Annotated in this window: 18 protein-coding genes; 13 read left to right on the top strand and 5 right to left on the bottom strand. The window is 60.5% G+C overall.

Annotation, left to right across the window (positions count from 1 at the left end):
* The first annotated feature begins 199 nt into the window (after positions 1–199).
* The 10 genes from ACKPCU_RS06400 to ACKPCU_RS06355 all read left to right on the top strand — a co-directional run bounded on the left by ACKPCU_RS06400 (position 200) and on the right by ACKPCU_RS06355 (position 7,172).
* Positions 200–1,171, top strand: coding sequence for a KpsF/GutQ family sugar-phosphate isomerase (locus ACKPCU_RS06400; protein WP_321350772.1), 972 nt, complete (start codon positions 200–202; stop codon positions 1,169–1,171).
* An 8-nt stretch (positions 1,172–1,179) separates the two neighbouring features.
* Positions 1,180–1,701 carry a KdsC family phosphatase gene (locus tag ACKPCU_RS06395; RefSeq protein WP_104739756.1) on the top strand — a complete coding sequence of 174 codons (522 nt, stop codon included), beginning with the start codon at positions 1,180–1,182 and terminating at the stop codon, positions 1,699–1,701.
* On the top strand, positions 1,698–2,273 hold the full coding sequence (gene lptC / locus ACKPCU_RS06390; protein WP_170063113.1) for an LPS export ABC transporter periplasmic protein LptC: 576 nt from the start codon (positions 1,698–1,700) through the stop codon (positions 2,271–2,273). The genes ACKPCU_RS06395 and lptC overlap by 4 nt, the downstream gene beginning before the upstream one ends.
* The gene (gene lptA, locus ACKPCU_RS06385) at positions 2,260–2,814 is read left to right on the top strand and encodes a lipopolysaccharide transport periplasmic protein LptA (protein ID WP_104739748.1); all 555 of its coding nucleotides are present in this window, start codon (positions 2,260–2,262) and stop codon (positions 2,812–2,814) included. Before lptC ends, lptA begins: the two co-directional genes overlap by 14 nt.
* Complete coding sequence (gene lptB / locus ACKPCU_RS06380; RefSeq protein WP_104739749.1) at positions 2,811–3,536, top strand: LPS export ABC transporter ATP-binding protein; 726 nt, start codon at positions 2,811–2,813, stop codon at positions 3,534–3,536. The genes lptA and lptB overlap by 4 nt, the downstream gene beginning before the upstream one ends.
* A 93-nt stretch (positions 3,537–3,629) precedes the next feature.
* Positions 3,630–5,129 (top strand): RNA polymerase factor sigma-54, encoded by a 1,500-nt coding sequence (locus tag ACKPCU_RS06375; protein ID WP_321350768.1) that lies wholly within the window; start codon positions 3,630–3,632, stop codon positions 5,127–5,129.
* A 126-nt stretch (positions 5,130–5,255) separates the two neighbouring features.
* Entirely contained in the window at positions 5,256–5,564 is a 309-nt protein-coding gene (gene hpf / locus ACKPCU_RS06370; protein WP_088273238.1) for a ribosome hibernation-promoting factor, HPF/YfiA family, read from the top strand.
* Between the two features lie 21 nt (positions 5,565–5,585).
* Positions 5,586–6,044, top strand: coding sequence for a PTS IIA-like nitrogen regulatory protein PtsN (gene ptsN, locus ACKPCU_RS06365; RefSeq protein WP_104739751.1), 459 nt, complete (start codon positions 5,586–5,588; stop codon positions 6,042–6,044).
* A 1-nt stretch (position 6,045) separates the two neighbouring features.
* A complete protein-coding gene (gene rapZ / locus ACKPCU_RS06360; RefSeq protein WP_104739752.1) occupies positions 6,046–6,900 on the top strand; it encodes an RNase adapter RapZ in 855 nt (284 codons plus the stop codon).
* A complete protein-coding gene (locus ACKPCU_RS06355) occupies positions 6,900–7,172 on the top strand; it encodes an HPr family phosphocarrier protein (protein WP_321350763.1) in 273 nt (90 codons plus the stop codon). Before rapZ ends, ACKPCU_RS06355 begins: the two co-directional genes overlap by 1 nt.
* Before the next feature lie 167 nt (positions 7,173–7,339).
* On the opposite strand, the gene pmbA is transcribed toward ACKPCU_RS06355, so the two are convergent.
* Complete coding sequence (gene pmbA / locus ACKPCU_RS06350) at positions 7,340–8,695, bottom strand: metalloprotease PmbA (protein ID WP_104739069.1); 1,356 nt, start codon at positions 8,693–8,695, stop codon at positions 7,340–7,342.
* A gap of 136 nt (positions 8,696–8,831) precedes the next feature.
* Here pmbA and yjgA point away from each other — a divergent pair, with 136 nt between their 5' ends.
* The 3 genes from yjgA to egtB all read left to right on the top strand — a co-directional run bounded on the left by yjgA (position 8,832) and on the right by egtB (position 11,660).
* Entirely contained in the window at positions 8,832–9,362 is a 531-nt protein-coding gene (gene yjgA, locus ACKPCU_RS06345; RefSeq protein WP_104739068.1) for a ribosome biogenesis factor YjgA, read from the top strand.
* 109 nt (positions 9,363–9,471) lie between these two features.
* Positions 9,472–10,452, top strand: coding sequence for an L-histidine N(alpha)-methyltransferase (gene egtD / locus ACKPCU_RS06340; RefSeq protein WP_321350760.1), 981 nt, complete (start codon positions 9,472–9,474; stop codon positions 10,450–10,452).
* Positions 10,449–11,660, top strand: a complete 1,212-nt coding sequence (gene egtB / locus ACKPCU_RS06335) for an ergothioneine biosynthesis protein EgtB (protein WP_321350758.1) — start codon at positions 10,449–10,451, stop codon at positions 11,658–11,660. The genes egtD and egtB overlap by 4 nt, the downstream gene beginning before the upstream one ends.
* Positions 11,661–11,729: 69 nt before the next feature.
* Here egtB and ACKPCU_RS06330 read toward each other — a convergent pair whose 3' ends face one another.
* The 4 genes from ACKPCU_RS06330 to bioD form a co-directional block, all read right to left on the bottom strand.
* On the bottom strand, positions 11,730–13,535 hold the full coding sequence (locus tag ACKPCU_RS06330; protein WP_321350756.1) for a phenylacyl-CoA dehydrogenase: 1,806 nt from the start codon (positions 13,533–13,535) through the stop codon (positions 11,730–11,732).
* A gap of 193 nt (positions 13,536–13,728) precedes the next feature.
* Positions 13,729–14,466 (bottom strand): putative metalloprotease CJM1_0395 family protein, encoded by a 738-nt coding sequence (locus ACKPCU_RS06325; RefSeq protein WP_321350754.1) that lies wholly within the window; start codon positions 14,464–14,466, stop codon positions 13,729–13,731.
* A gap of 33 nt (positions 14,467–14,499) precedes the next feature.
* The gene (locus ACKPCU_RS06320; RefSeq protein WP_104739063.1) at positions 14,500–14,808 is read right to left on the bottom strand and encodes a hypothetical protein; all 309 of its coding nucleotides are present in this window, start codon (positions 14,806–14,808) and stop codon (positions 14,500–14,502) included.
* Between the two features lie 74 nt (positions 14,809–14,882).
* Positions 14,883–15,563 (bottom strand): dethiobiotin synthase, encoded by a 681-nt coding sequence (gene bioD / locus ACKPCU_RS06315; protein ID WP_104739062.1) that lies wholly within the window; start codon positions 15,561–15,563, stop codon positions 14,883–14,885.
* Positions 15,564–15,566: the final 3 nt, after the last annotated feature.

Genomic DNA, 15,566 nt, shown 5'->3' with positions numbered 1-15,566 from the left:
ATTCGGGCCTTTCCGGATACTGCCCAGACCTCGGGCAAACGAAGCCGCGTAATATACCAGTTCCCCGACGGCAGCCCAAGCCGGGAATCCCGCCGCTACCCAGAACCGGGTAGTGGTGCAACACAGTGGCGCAAGGCTGGTGAGTTACCTCAGACAAACCGCTATACTTGCGCGTTCAGTGACAACCGACGAACAGCACATGGCCGATTTTGACTACATCGCTTCCGCATCGCGCACCATCAGCATGGAGCGTGACGCGGTAGACTCGCTGCTGCAGCGACTTGCAGAACCTTTCACCATTGCCTGCGACACCCTGCTGCAATGCCGCGGCCGTGTTGTTGTCACCGGCATGGGCAAGTCTGGCCATGTCGGCCGCAAGCTCGCCGCAACGCTGGCCAGTACCGGCACACCGGCATTCTTTGTCCACCCGGGCGAGGCCAGCCACGGCGACATGGGCATGATTACCGCTGAAGACGTTGTCATCGCGCTGTCCAACTCGGGCAATACCGCCGAAGTAGTCACGCTGCTGCCCCTGATCAAACGCCTCGGCGCACCACTGATCAGCATGACCGGCAACCCGCAGTCAACACTGGCTCTGGCCGCGGTTGCCAATCTGGATACGGGCGTCGAGCAGGAAGCCTGCCCACTAAATCTCGCGCCGACCTCCAGCACCACTACCGCGCTGGTAATGGGCGACGCGCTGGCAATCGCGCTGCTGGAGGCCCGCGGCTTCAGCGCCGAAGACTTTGCATTCTCGCACCCGGGCGGCAGCCTGGGTCGCCGCCTGCTGCTGCTGGTTGATGACATCATGCATACCGGCGACACCATGCCGCTGGTTCCACCTGGCGCCCCCCTACGTGACGCACTGCTGGAAATGACTCGCAAGGGACTGGGACTTACCGGTGTCATCGGCGCAGACGGCCAACTGGCCGGCATCTTTACCGACGGCGACCTGCGTCGCAGCCTGGACCACAATATCGACTTCCAGCAAGCCAGCATCAGCGACGTAATGACCCGTCACTGCAAAACGGCCCGTAGTGGTATGCTCGCGGCTGAAGCCCTGAAAATCATGGAAGACGCCCGCATCAACGGCCTGTTTGTGGTTGATGCCGAGGGTCGACCAGTGGGCGCCCTGAACATGCATGACCTGCTTCGCGCTGGAGTAGTGTGAGTTTGAACATGGAAAAACTGATCGACCGCGCAAAAGCCATTCGCCTCGCCATCTTCGATGTTGACGGCGTATTGACCGACGGCCGCCTGTACTTCATGCCCGACGGCACCGAATTCAAGTCCTTCAACACACTGGATGGCCACGGCATAAAGATGCTGATCGCGTCCGGGGTGGAAGTCGCCATTATCAGCGGCCGCAAATCACCACTGGTAGAACGTCGCGCAGCCAACCTTGGCATCAAGCACCTTATTCAAGGCCGCGAGGACAAGCTGACCGCGCTGGCAGAGCTGCGGGAAATCGTTCCCGTCGAAATGCAGGAAATCGCTTTCCTCGGCGACGACTTGCCCGACCTGCCGGTCATGCGCCGGGTTGGCCTGGGCATGGCCGTTGCCAGCGCAGATGGCTTCGTTCGCGAACATGCCCACGGCATCACCAGCGCAAGTGGCGGCGGCGGCGCAGCACGAGAGTTCTGCGAGCTGATCATGCGCGCGCAGGGAACCCTCGATCAGGCACAGGCAGCATACCTGTGAACCTCACGTTGCCGCGCTACCTAGTCGTTGGCCTGCTGCTGATTGCAGGAGCAGCACTGGCACTGGCAGTGGGCTACTGGAACATCAGCCCTGCCAGCTTCAAATCAGGCGCACCCCAACAACCTGTCGACCGGCCTGATTTCTATATCGACAATGCCCGCATCCAGATGCTCGACGAGCAGGGCAAGATCGCCTATCAACTGACTACCAGCCACGCCGTCCACCAGATCGACGACGGCAGTACGCACCTGGAAGACCCGGAGCTACTGTTCTATCGTGGCGGCGACCCGACGCCCTGGCTGCTCAAATCAAGACAAGGCGTGGTTACCCAGCGCGGTGACCGCGTTGATTTGACGACCGACGTCCTGCTCAAGCAGAACAGCGCCGATGCCCGTCAACTGACAACCTCGGCGCTGACGCTGTTTCCCGGTCGCGACTACGCCGAAACCGATCAACCAGTTAAAATCGAAGCCGCTCGCAGTGTGACCACTGCCGAGGGCATGAAACTCTTTCTCAACGACGGCCGCCTGACGCTGCTGTCCACCGTACGAGGCCAATATGAGGTGCGTTAAACCCCTCCTTGCCCTGACGCTGGCACTCTGCCCGCTGAGTCACGTTATGGCGCTGCCCAGCGACAGCAGTCAACCCATTCGCATTCAAGCCAACGGGGCGACGCTTGACGACAAGCGTAATACTGCCGTGTACACCGGCAACGTCGTTATCACCCAAGGCAGCCTGCGTTTGACCGGCTCGCGCGTGACCCTGACGACCAACGCAAACGGTGAGCTGAATACCATGGTGACTCAGGGCGGCCCGGCTACCTATCAGCAGACTCCGGAAGCCAACAAGCCTCCAGTCAAGGCACGTGCAGAGACGATCGAGTACCACGCCGACCGCGAGACCATCGTCCTGATCAAGAACGCGTTCCTTGAGCAGTCAGGCAACACCTTTCAGGGCGAGCATGTCAGCTATGACATCCAGCGCCAGGTGGTGGATGCCGGTCAGAGCAGCAGTGGCGCCAGCGGCAGCGAAGGCGGCGGGCGGATCGAGATCGTTATCCAGCCTCGCAGCCGTAGCGCCGAGACACCCAGCGAAGAGCCGGCAGCCCCATGACCACCCTGCAAGCGAGCCACCTGGCCAAGGCCTACAAGTCGCGCAAGGTCGTCCGCGATGTGTCCGTGTCAATCGACAGCGGCCAGGTCGTCGGCCTGCTCGGCCCCAACGGCGCCGGTAAAACCACCTGCTTCTACATGATCGTCGGTTTGGTCAAGGCTGACGAAGGCAAGGTGACTGTCAACGGCAAGGATGTCACCCGCCTGCCGATGCACGGCCGGGCCCGCGAAGGTATTGGCTACCTGCCACAGGAAGCATCGATTTTCCGCAAGTTGACCGTAGCGGAGAACATCATGGCGATTCTGGAAACTCGCAAGGATCTGAACCGTCAAGCCCGCGAAGGCAAACTTGAATCGCTACTGCGCGAGTTTCATATTCACCACCTCAGCGACAGCCGCGGCATGAGCCTGTCGGGTGGTGAAAGGCGACGCGCCGAGATCGCCCGCGCCCTGGCCACCGACCCCAGCTTCATTCTGCTGGACGAGCCCTTTGCCGGGGTAGATCCGATTTCGGTCAACGATATCAAACAGATCATCCAGCACCTGAAGGACAAGGGAATCGGTGTCCTGATCACCGACCACAATGTCCGAGAAACGCTGGATATCTGTGACAAGGCCTATATCGTCAACGACGGCCACATCATCGCCGAAGGCGACGCAGAGACCGTTCTGGCCGACCAGACAGTAAAAGATGTGTACCTCGGTCATGCCTTCCGGCTATAAAAGCACCCGCAACTCAGGCATGCTAGCGGGGAACGAGTCCGGTCCTCGTCCGGCACAGGGTCTGACCAAGCGCACAAGGTAATACGCGACACAATGAAACCATCGCTCGTCCTCAAGATGGGGCAGCAGCTGACGATGACACCGCAGCTGCAGCAAGCCATCAGACTGCTTCAGCTATCCAGCCTTGACCTCCAGCAGGAGGTGCAAGAGGCGCTGGAAGCCAATCCCATGCTGGAAATGGCAGACGACGGCGACGAAGACTACGGCAGCAGCAACGCGCAGGATAATGGCGATGATGACGCGCCAGCGGTCACCATGCCCGAACCGGTTTCCCTCGACTCCATTGAGCAACATGGCCAAGCCGACCAGGACACTAACTGGAACGAACAGATCCCCAACGAGTTGCCAGTCGACACCCAGTGGGAGGACGTCTATCAGACCTCGGCCAGCTCGCTGCCCAGCCAGGACGATGAAGACTGGGACTACACCTCACGCACCGGCACCGGCGAAACCCTGCAAAGCCATCTCGAGTGGCAGCTGAACCTGCTGCCGGTGTCCGAAACCGATTACCAGATCGCAACTGCCTTGATCGACGGTATCAATGCCGACGGCTATCTTGAAGAGTCGCTCGACGACATTCTGGCCTCCCTGCCCGCAGAGCTGGAAGTCGAGCTGGATGAAGTTGAGATGGTCTTGCACCGCATTCAGCAGTTCGAGCCGGTTGGCGTTGGCGCACGTGATCTACGCGAATGCCTGCTACTGCAGATTCGTCAGCTGCCTGAGAATACTCCGATGCTGGAGCAGGCAACCCGAGTAGTGCGCGATCATCTGGAGCTGCTCGGCAGTCGCGACTTTACCCAACTGATGCGCCGCAGCAAGCTGAAGGAAGACCAGCTGCGCGATGTGGTCGCCCTGATTCAGACCCTCAACCCCCGCCCGGGCTCGGAAATCGCGTCGGGCGAACCCGAGTACGTCATCCCGGACGTGATCGTCCGCCGTGACGCCAACCGCTGGCTGGTCGAGCTGAATCAGGAGGCCGTCCCCAAGGTTCGTGTCAACGGCCACTACGCATCAATGGTGCGGCGAGCCGATTCCAGCAACGACAACACCTACCTGCGCAATAATTTGCAAGAGGCGCGCTGGTTCATCAAGAGCCTGCAGAGCCGCAACGAAACATTGATGAAAGTGGCTACCCAGATCGTCGAGCACCAGCGCGGCTTCCTGGAACATGGCGAAGAAGCGATGAAGCCGCTGGTACTGCATGACATCGCCGAGGCGGTTGGCATGCACGAGTCGACCATTTCGCGGGTAACCACCCAGAAATACATGCACACACCGCGCGGCATCTTTGAGCTGAAGTACTTTTTCTCCAGCCATGTTGGCACCAGCGAAGGAGGTGAATTCTCCTCTACCGCTATCCGCGCGCTGATCAAAAAGCTGGTCGCAGCAGAAAACCCAAAGAAACCATTGAGCGACAGCAAGATCGCTGGTTTACTTGAAGAACAGGGCATCGAAGTAGCCCGGCGGACCATCGCAAAGTACCGCGAATCGCTCAACATCGCGCCATCGAGCGAACGCAAGCGACTGGTCTAGCACCTGCAGCGACAGCCCTCTGAAAGGGCCGTCCAACGCAGCAGATCCAGTTCAGGGATCAAGCAAGTGGCATTACCGGGTGACCGTGGGTCGCCCAGCAACAACAAGCCAATCAGGAGACGCCGTATGCAACTGAACATTAGCGGTCACCAACTCGATATCACCGACGCACTGCGCGACTACGTCACCGAAAAAATGTCCCGCCTGGAGCGGCATTTCGACAAGATCACCAACGTCCAGGTCACCCTGGAGGTGGAAAAACTTCGACAGAAGGCCGAAGCTACCCTGCATATTGCAGGTGGCGAAGTGGTCGCACTGGCAGAACACTCTGACATGTACGCCGCCATTGACCTGCTGACCGACAAGCTGGATCGCCAACTGATCAAGCACAAGGAAAAGCACATCGACCGTCAGCAAGGCGCGAACGACCGATAACCGGACCTTCACTGCATCAACATGCAAATAGACCACATCCTGACCCCTGAACGCACCTTCGCTGGCGTTCAGGGTGGATCCAAAAAACGTGTGCTGGAGCTGATCGGCAAGCTGGTTGCCCAGCACACCAACCTGGATCCAGACGCCATTTACGAAAACCTCATCGCTCGAGAACGCTTGGGCTCCACCGGTTTCGGTAATGGTATCGCCATTCCCCATTGTCGTCTGGAGGACTGCCATCAGGCCATCGGCGCCCTGCTGCAGCTGGACGGCAAGATCGATTTCGACGCACTCGATGGCCAACCGGTCGACCTGATCTTTGTTCTTCTGGTCCCGCAGGAAGCCACCGAACAACATCTACAGATTCTCAAGATGCTGGCCAGCAAACTCGACAACGCCGAGTTACGAGATGCGCTGCGCGCAGCACCCGACGCGGACAACCTGTACCGTGTCATGGTCGGCCCCGGCGACGGAGGCTGACATGCGTCTGATTGTCGTCAGCGGCCGGTCCGGTTCAGGCAAAAGCACCGCTCTGCACCTGCTCGAAGACAACGGCTTCTACTGTATCGACAATCTGCCTGCCGGCCTGCTGCCGGAACTGGCTCGCCAGGCCCGCGAAAACGCCTTCAGCCTGCCAGAAGTGGCGATCAGTATTGATGCCCGCAACCTGCCTAATGACCTGGCCCGCTTTCCCGAACTGCTGCGCGACGTCCGCAACGCCGGCGTACAGTGCGACGTGCTGTTTCTTGCCTCGCGCAACGACGTACTCATCAAGCGCTTCTCGGAGACCCGCCGCAAGCACCCGCTAACCGATGGCAATCTGTCACTCGGAGAAGCACTGGATCGCGAAGCGCTGCTGCTGCAACCGATCATCGACCTGGCAACCCTCAAGGTCGACACCAGTCACCTCAACCTTTATCAACTGCGCGACCACCTCAAACAACGCCTGCTCGGCACCAAGGGCAGCCAGCCGTCAGTGCTGATCCAGTCTTTCGGCTTCAAACGCGGCCTGCCCGTGGACGCAGACCTGGTATTTGACGTGCGCTGTCTGCCAAACCCGTACTGGCTACCGGACCTGCGCGCCTTTTCCGGCCGCGATACACCGGTCAGCGACTATCTGAGCAAGCAGCCTGAAGTGGAGGAGATGTATCAGGATATCTGTCAGTACCTGAAGAAATGGCTGCCGCGCTACGCCGCCAGTGAGCGCAGCTACATGACCATCGCCATCGGCTGCACCGGTGGGCATCACCGCTCGGTCTACATCGCCGAGCGCTTGGTGCGGGAACTGAGCGCCGGCACCCCAAACCTGCTGATACGACACCGCGACCTGCCCTGATGCCAAGCTCACGCGTTCTCATCATCAACAAACTGGGGCTGCATGCCCGTGCCGCCGCCAAGTTTGTTGGCATAGCCAACCAGTACGGCTGCAAGGTCAGTATCGGCCACGACGAAAACGACCAGGTTGACGGCAAGAGCATCATGCAGGTCATGATGCTGGCAGCTGGCAAAGGCACAGAGGTATGCGTCAACTGTGAAGGCGAGCAGGCAGAGGAAGCCCTGCAGGCATTGCTGGACCTGATCAACGACTACTTTGGGGAAGGGGAGTAGACCCAGCTGCAAGCTGCTACAGGATGGCCCGGGCGACAGGGCTACCCAGTGTTTTTCAAAGTTCTTTTGCTACCCCCTCAACGCAAAGTAAGAACCACTCGACCCAAAGCCGCGCGGGTTTTACTTGCAGCTTGAAGCTTGCGGCTTGCAGCTGACGGTGGGGGGCGCTACGCGCCCCCCACCGTCATCCCATCCACCAGCCAACTGCCGGTCAGGTAGTTGCCACGGCGTTCAACGTCGTTGCCAACGCAACGCAGGTTGGCATACATATCCTTCAGATTACCGGCGATGGTGATCTCGCTGACCGGATACTGAATTTCACCATTCTCGACCCAGAACCCGCCGGCACCACGCGAATAGTCCCCAGTTACCCCGTTCACGCCCTGCCCCATCAGCTCAGTCACCAGCAGACCGGTACCCATTTCCTTGAGCAGTGCATCAAGGTTGCCCGCGTTACTGGTGACCTGCAGGTTATGAACACCACCGGCGTTAGCGGTACTGGGCAGCTGGAGCTTGCGACCCGAGTAGGTGCTCAACAACCAGCTGACCAACTCGCCATCTGCAATAAACGCCTGCTCGCGTGTCTGCAGGCCGTCACCATCGAAGGCCGAACTGCCGAGCCCCTGTTTCAGGTACGGAGCCTCACGCATGGTCATCCAGCTCGGGAAGATTGGCTGCCCCAAGGCATCGAGCAAAAACGTGGACTGGCGATATACCGCACCGCCTGATATGGCACCAAACAGATGCCCAACCAGACCTGCGGCTTGGTCCGCGGCAAATAGCACTGGCACCTTGGCGGTCTTGACCGTACGAGGGTTCAGCCGCGACAGCGTCCGCTCCCCCGCCTTGCGTCCAACGGCCTGCTCACTCGGCAGACGACCCGGCACGCGATCAACCGCATACCAGTAATCCCGCTGCATGCCCTGCTCGGACGAGACGATCATGACCGCTGCACTACTATGCCGACTGCCAAACGCACTGCCGATAAAGCCATGACTGTTGCCGTAGACGCGGCAACCCTGCTGAGTGCTGATCTGCGCACTGTCAGTCACCAGCCTGGCGTCGACGGCCAGGGCGGCCTGCTCCAACTCCAGCGCCCGATCAATCGCCTGCTCGGCAGACAGCGCCCACGGATGGAACAGATCAAGGTCCGGCAACTCGGTGGCCATCAGCTCGGCATCAGCCAACCCCGAGCACGGATCCTCGGAGGCATGTCGGGCAATTGCCAGCGCCGTCTCAACCGCGCGCTGAATAGCGGCGTCAGAGGTATCGGAGGTACTGACCGAGCCCTTTCGCTGGCCGGCATACAGGGTAATGGCGAAGCCTTGGTCGCGATTAAACTCGACCGTCTCGACCTCTCCACTGCGCACACTGACTGACAGACCGGTACTCTGGCTGACAGCTACCTCACTGGCGCTAGCGCCCTGTCGGCGCGCCTCGTCAACGATAAAGGCGACGCGTTGCTCCAGCGCCTGCTGCAGGACTTCAGGTTTCTCGGCTACGCTGATCGTATTCGCGCTCATATCACCTCCGGATCAAGCAACCATTGTAGCGAGGTTGCACAACCGGAAACCACCATGGATTGGCCGCGGCCGGCGCTAAGCAGGTATCATTGCCCCCCGGCCAACGCTGGCGCGACCATCTCCAGACAGGATCACCATGACCGAGTTTCACGACGACGAATCCCTCGACCCCGTTGATGAGGGCAAGAGCAAAACCCAGATCAAACGGGAGATGGACGCCCTGCAGGAGATGGGCAAGCGCCTACTGGCACTTAAACCCGACCAGTTGGCCAAGCTGGAGCTGACAGACAAGCTGCGCCTGGCGCTCGCCGAGGCCAGTCGGCACACTGCACGCGGCGCCCTGAAACGCCATATGAGCTTTGTCGGCAAACTGATGCGCGATCAGGATATTGAGCAAATCCAGACCTATCTGGATCTGTTTGACAGCAGCAGCGCAGCTCACAACCAGCACTTTCACCAAATCGAACGCTGGCGCGACCGGCTGCTGACCGGTCGCGCGGACGAACTGGAGCTATTCATGCTGGCCTATCCCGACGCGGATCGTCAGCACCTGCGCCAACTCGTTCGGCAGGCTGCCAGGGAAGTCGAGCAGAACAAGCCGCCAGCCGCTGCGCGCAAGCTGTTCAAGGCTATCCGCGTACTGGCCGACAACGCCAAGGGACTGTGATAACGGCGCGGTAGCGGGTCACAACTCAGGGCCTGACTGGACGGTCATTTTGGCGGTATGCGCAACCCACTGCTAGGTTTTAACTTTAACCTGCAGAGGATGACGCCACGTGAGCCTTGCTCTTGACCTGCCCAGACTCGAATCCACCCTGCGCCTTCCGGTTCAGGATGAGCGCCAACAGCTTCTGCAGGGACTGCTGCAGCCAACCGCACGCATCGACTCAAAGTACTTCTACGACGAGCGCGGCTGCGAACTGTTTACCGACATCTGTCGCCTCGACGAGTATTACCCTACCCGCACCGAGGCGCAGATTTTCTCGGACAACCGTGAGGCTATCGCCGCCCAGCTGCCAGACGCCCCGCAGTGGATCGATCTCGGCTGCGGCGACTGTCACAAAACACAGCAATGGCTGGACGCGGTCGCCCCGGCGCGAGTGGTTGGTGTCGACATCGCCGGAGAGTTCCTGCAAAGCTCGATAGCCGCTGTTGCTCAACAGCACCCTCAGCTGGAGTGTGTCGGCGTGGTCAGCGACTTCACCCAACACCTCGAGTTGCACGATTTGCTGGCTGAGCGCCCCAACAATCCACCGGTCTTCTTCTACCCGGGCTCGTCCATCGGCAATTTCGAACCCCGCGCCGCCATGCACTTTCTCAGACGTATAAGAGCCCATTGCGCGGAACAGGGACGACTGCTGATTGGTGCCGACCTGCTCAAGCCTCGCGCCATCCTGGAAGCAGCCTATGATGATGCCAGCGGCGTTACCGCCGCGTTCAACCTGAACATCCTCAACGTCGTCAACCAGGAACTGGATGCCGACTTCCGACCCGAGCTCTTTCACCACTGGGCCCGGTTCGACGATGAACATCGCCGCATCGAAATGCGACTGGTGGCCCGTGAACGGCACAGCGTGCGCCTGGCCCGACACACTCGCCGCCACTTCGAAGCCGGTGAGCACATCGTGACGGAGTATTCCCACAAGTACAGTGCGGATGAGTTTCGCGCCCTGCTCGCTGCCAGCGGCCTGCGTTGCAGCCATTACTGGACCGACGCGCAGGACTGGTTCGGCGTCTTCCTGGCGGAGCCAGCATGAACGGGACGAGCAGCCAGACGACGGCCAGCGGACTTGCGCTCGACTACGCCCGAGTCCGAGCCTATTCACTGGAGCTGGTCCGCGGGCTCAGCGCCGAAGACTGTCAGCTGCAGTCCATGAACGATGCCAGCCCGCTGAAATGGCACCTGGCCCATACCACCTGGTTCTTTGAAACCTTCGTTCTCGCCGCGTTGCCCGAGCCGCCCCCGGCCATTGATCCGGCCTACAAGGTACTGTTCAACTCCTACTACGTCGGCATTGGCGAACGCCATCAACGCGCCGAGCGCGGTCTATTATCGCGGCCGACGCTGGAAGAAGTGCTCCACTACCGCCAGCGGATTGACCAGTTGATGCAGCAGGTACTGAGCGACGCCAGCCAGCGTCACAGCCTCGCCGCACTGGTAACCCTCGGCCTGCAGCACGAACAACAGCATCAGGAACTGATGCTGACGGATCTGAAGCATCATTTTTCCTGCAACCCGCTTATGCCCGCCTGGCGGACAAACGCACCTGAACAACGCTCCGCTATTGCCACTGAGCCTTACCCCTATCGGGAGTTCACCGGCGGTCTGTGCGAGATCGGCGCGTCCGACGCCAGCTTCAGCTATGACAACGAAGGCCCCTGCCACCGCGTCTGGCTGGAACCCTTCCTGCTGGGTGAGCGCAATGTCAGCAACGCCGACTACATGGCCTTTATCGCAGACGGCGGCTACCAGCGTCCGGAGCTATGGCTGTCCGATGGCTGGGACTGGGTCAACCAGCGACAGGCACGGGCCCCCTTGTACTGGCAGCAGACAGCAGATGAACCGCGGCACGCCTTCACCCTGGCTGGCCGGCAAGCGCTCAAACTTGAGGCGCCGGCCTGCCATATCAACCTGTATGAAGCGGATGCCTACGCACGCTGGGCTGGGGCACGACTGCCTACAGAAGCCGAGTGGGAGCACGCAGCCTGCAACGCACCGGATCTCGCCGGGCTGTTTGGCGAGGTTTGGCAATGGACCAACAGCGCCTATTTGCCTTACCCCGGTTACCAACCGGCGGCGGGTGCCGTCGGTGAATACAATGGCAAGTTCATGATCAACCAGATGGTGCTGCGCGGCAGCTCCTGCGCTACCCCTCAAGGGCACAGCCGGCCCTCCTACCGCAACTTCTTTCCAGCTGCTGCGCAGTGGCAGTTCAGCGGACTGCGCCTGGCGCGTAATCCCTGAGTACCCGGCACAAAAAAGGCCGCCCCGTTACCGGGGCGGCCTTCTTACTGGCAGCAACGCGTCGCTGAATCAGTAACCCAGCGCGAAGTTGTCAGCATCCATTTCCATCAGGTTGTCCGCACCGGACAGGATCGCCTCAACGTGAGTGCGAACGCGCGGCAGGATACGCTGATAGTAGAAACGGGCAGTCTGCAGCTTGGCCTTGTAGAAGCCCTCTTCCGCAGTACCTGCGGCCAGCTTCTCGGCAGCAAGACGCGCCATGTCAGCCCAGAAGTAGGCCAGGCAGGCGTAACCGCTGTACATCAGATAATCCACAGACGCGGCGCCGACCATTTCGCGGTCTTTCATCGCGGCCATGCCGATCTTCATGGTCAGCTCACCCCATTCCTTGTTCAGCGCAGCCAGCGGTGCGACAAACTCGGCGATGGCTTCATTGCCTTCGTTGTTCTGGCAGAACTTGTGCACGATCTTGGTGAAGCCCTTCAGCGCTTCGCCCTGGGTCATCAGAACCTTACGACCCAGCAGGTCGAGCGCCTGAATACCGGTAGTGCCTTCGTACAGCATGGAGATACGGGCGTCACGCACGTTCTGTTCCATGCCCCACTCGGCGATAAAGCCGTGGCCACCGTAGATCTGCACACCGTGGTTGGCCGCTTCAAAACCAACTTCGGTCATGAACGCCTTGGCGATCGGCGTCAGGAAGGCCAGCATGGCGTCAGCCTGCTTCTTCTGCTCGGCATCCTGGCTGTTCTTCAGAATGTCGACCTGCTTGGCAGTGAAGTACACCATGGCGCGGTTACCTTCGGTGAACGCCTTCATGGTCAGCAACATACGACGTACGTCCGGATGGACGATGATCGGATCAGCCGGCTTCTCCGGTGCCTTGTTGCCGGTCAGCGAACGCATCTGCAGACGCTCACGGGCGTACTGGATACCGCCCTGGAAGGCAATTTCGCTGTGTGCCAGGCCCTGCAGTGCAGTACCCAGACGCGCGGTGTTCATAAAGGTGAACATGGCATTCAGGCCCTTGTTCGGCTCGCCGATCAGGTAGCCGGTGGCGCCGTCGAAGTTCATCACGCAGGTAGCGTTGCCGTGGATGCCCATCTTGTGCTCGAGCGAACCACAGGTGACACCGTTGCGTTCGCCTTTCTCGCCATCGGCGTTAACCAGGAACTTGGGCACGATGAACAGGGAGATGCCCTTAGTGCCGGCAGGTGCATCGGGCAGACGAGCCAGCACGATGTGGATGATGTTCTCCGACATGTCGTGCTCGCCGGAAGAGATGAAAATCTTGGTGCCGGATACCTTGTAGGTACCATCAGCCTGCGGCTCGGCCTTGGTGCGCAGCATGCCCAGGTCGGTACCACAGTGCGGCTCGGTCAGACACATGGTGCCAGTCCATTCGCCAGATACAAGCTTGGGCAGGTAGGTGTGCTTCTGCTCGTCGGTACCGTGGGCATCCAGGGTGTTCATGCAGCCATGCGACAGACCCGGGTACATGCCCCAGGACCAGTTGGCCTGACCGACCATCTCGCTGATAGCCAGACCCAGCGACTCGGGCAGACCCTGACCGCCGTGATCAACGTTGTGGGCCAGGCTCGGCCAGCCGCCTTCAACGTACTGCTGGTAGGCTTCCTTGAAGCCGGTCGGGGTAGTCACACCCTCAGGGCTCCAGGTACAGCCTTCGGTGTCACCAACGCGGTTCAGCGGGGCAATCACCTGCTCACAGAATTTCGCACCCTCTTCCAGAATGGCATTAACCATATCCGGAGTAGCGTCTTCGCAGCCGGGCAGGCTCTGATAGTGCTCTTCATAACCCAGGAGTTCATCGCGGACGAAACGAATGTCACGCAGGGGAGCCTTGTAATCGGGCATGGTACTGGACCTCAAGTATTGATCAGTATGCACGGGCAGCCGAGGCTGCGGTTTTGAGCTGATGGCCAGCTCGAATTCAAACAGACGTTTGAAACATACGTTTACGCCCAGGCATTGTCAACCCCCGCATGAATGCCACGGTATCAACAGCAATGAGTATAAAAGCGAAGCGTTTGTATACTGCTGGCTAAGCTCAGGCCTGCGCGCGCACCGCAGATTCCGGGTTGCCTGCAGCGATGCTGCGATAGAGAGACAAGTCCGCGCTGGAGGCATCACCTGCTGAACTGGCGTCCGCCTGCTCTTCGTCAGCCGCGGTAGCGGCGACCGAGCCCTTGTCGTCAGCCGTATCAGATGCCGTGGATGCCACTTCAGCCCTTGCCTGAGCAATCAGTTGGGCGGCCTGCGCAGCAATCGAGCGATCCTGCGCAGAGGGCTCTGCCGGCGCCAGTGCCGCGCGGCGCACCTGCTCCATCTTGTCGATGGTTGCCTGCGGATCACCGGGAACCGGGCCGGTATCAATAGGCACCTCGCCACCCACCGCATACATGCGCCCGTCAGGGCCACGCTGGTAGGTAAAGGATGCAGAGCCTGCATGTTGACCACCAACCGACATGTGCGCCTGTTCGTGCGTACGCACCTCACGATCACGGGCGGCAAGATCCCTGATTTCGCTCTGCTCGGACTGCGCCAGCTCCGCTTCAACCTTGGCAAGCCTCGAACGCTTGCTGCGCTCGGCTTCAGCCAACTCGGTGTCGCGAGAAGTATCAGAGGGGGCCGTTCCAACCGCCGCTTCGCCGGCTTGCTCTATCGGCGCAAAGCGGGTGTTGGCCTCAGCGGGCGGAACGTTATCATTGACCGCGATGGAACGCGCAGTCTGCGTAGTAACTGCGGAGGGGATATAGCTACTGTAACTGCTGCCGACAGGGGTCATCTGGGTGCAACATGCCGGTGAGCCTGATCAGGCTCAGGCGGTGACATCCAGCAAGGTACCAAGCACTTCGTCAGCCGTGTCGATCACCGACGCGCCGACCTCAGCCTCCTGGCGGCCTTGTTGCAACTCGACCAGACTGTCGACCAAGTTCACCGGGCGAGCGGTTTCTACCGGCGCAGAAGCGGCTGCTTGTCCGGTTGCAGGTTGAGCCGGCTGAGCGGTGCCTGCTGCCGGGTCGACTGGCAGCGCAGCACGGGCGATGTCAGACGCCGCACCGCTGATGCGGTTCTGGCCCTGACGCACACTGGTCAGGCCAGCGGAAATCAAGTCAAGGGTAGCCATGGCATGGTCTCTGGATAGATTGACACCCACATTCAAGCACAGACGGGGCCGCGCGCCCAGCACCGCTGGTCGCGTCAGACCAGCGGCGTCACATCCAGATACCGGGCCACAGAAGCCGCGTCAGCAGCTTCCAGCCAGGGTACGACGCCCAGACATGGCGCGTTGATCAGTTGCTTGAGGGTAGCCAGATTTTCTTCCGGCCGACTCATTTCCGGATCAACTTGGTTGGCGACCCAGCCCGCCAGTTCCAGCCCGTCAGCGACGATGGCGCGGCAACTAAGCAGGGCGTGGTTGATGCAGCCCAGGCGCATACCCACCACCAGCACCACTGGCAGCTTTTGGGCAACGGCAACATCCGACAGTAGCTCGGTAGCGTTGAGCGGCACACACCACCCTCCCGCGCCTTCCACCAGGGTCAGATCCGCACTACGTGCGAACACCGTCTCGCAAGCACCGGCCAGCCCCTGCGCCGAGAGTGCGACCTGCTCCTCTTGTGCTGCAATGTGCGGAGCAATGGCCGCTTCCAGCGTGACCGGGTTTATCAGTTCATAGGCCAGCGGCGGATTGCACTGGGCCTGCAGCGCGAGCGCGTCTTCGTTGCGCAGCCCGTCAGCCGTCCGCTCGCAACCTGCAGCAACCGGTTTTACCCCAGCCGTGGTCAGACCGCGCTGACGCGCGGCGCAAAGCAGACCAGCCGCGACGGTGGTCTTGCCAATTTCAGTATCGGTACCGGTGACGAAGTAGCGTTTGCTCATGAG

It is taken from the genome of Halopseudomonas oceani, from assembly GCF_963677335.1.
Classification (GTDB): Bacteria; Pseudomonadota; Gammaproteobacteria; order Pseudomonadales; family Pseudomonadaceae; genus Halopseudomonas; species Halopseudomonas oceani.
This window is presented reverse-complemented; position numbering and strand designations above follow the sequence as displayed.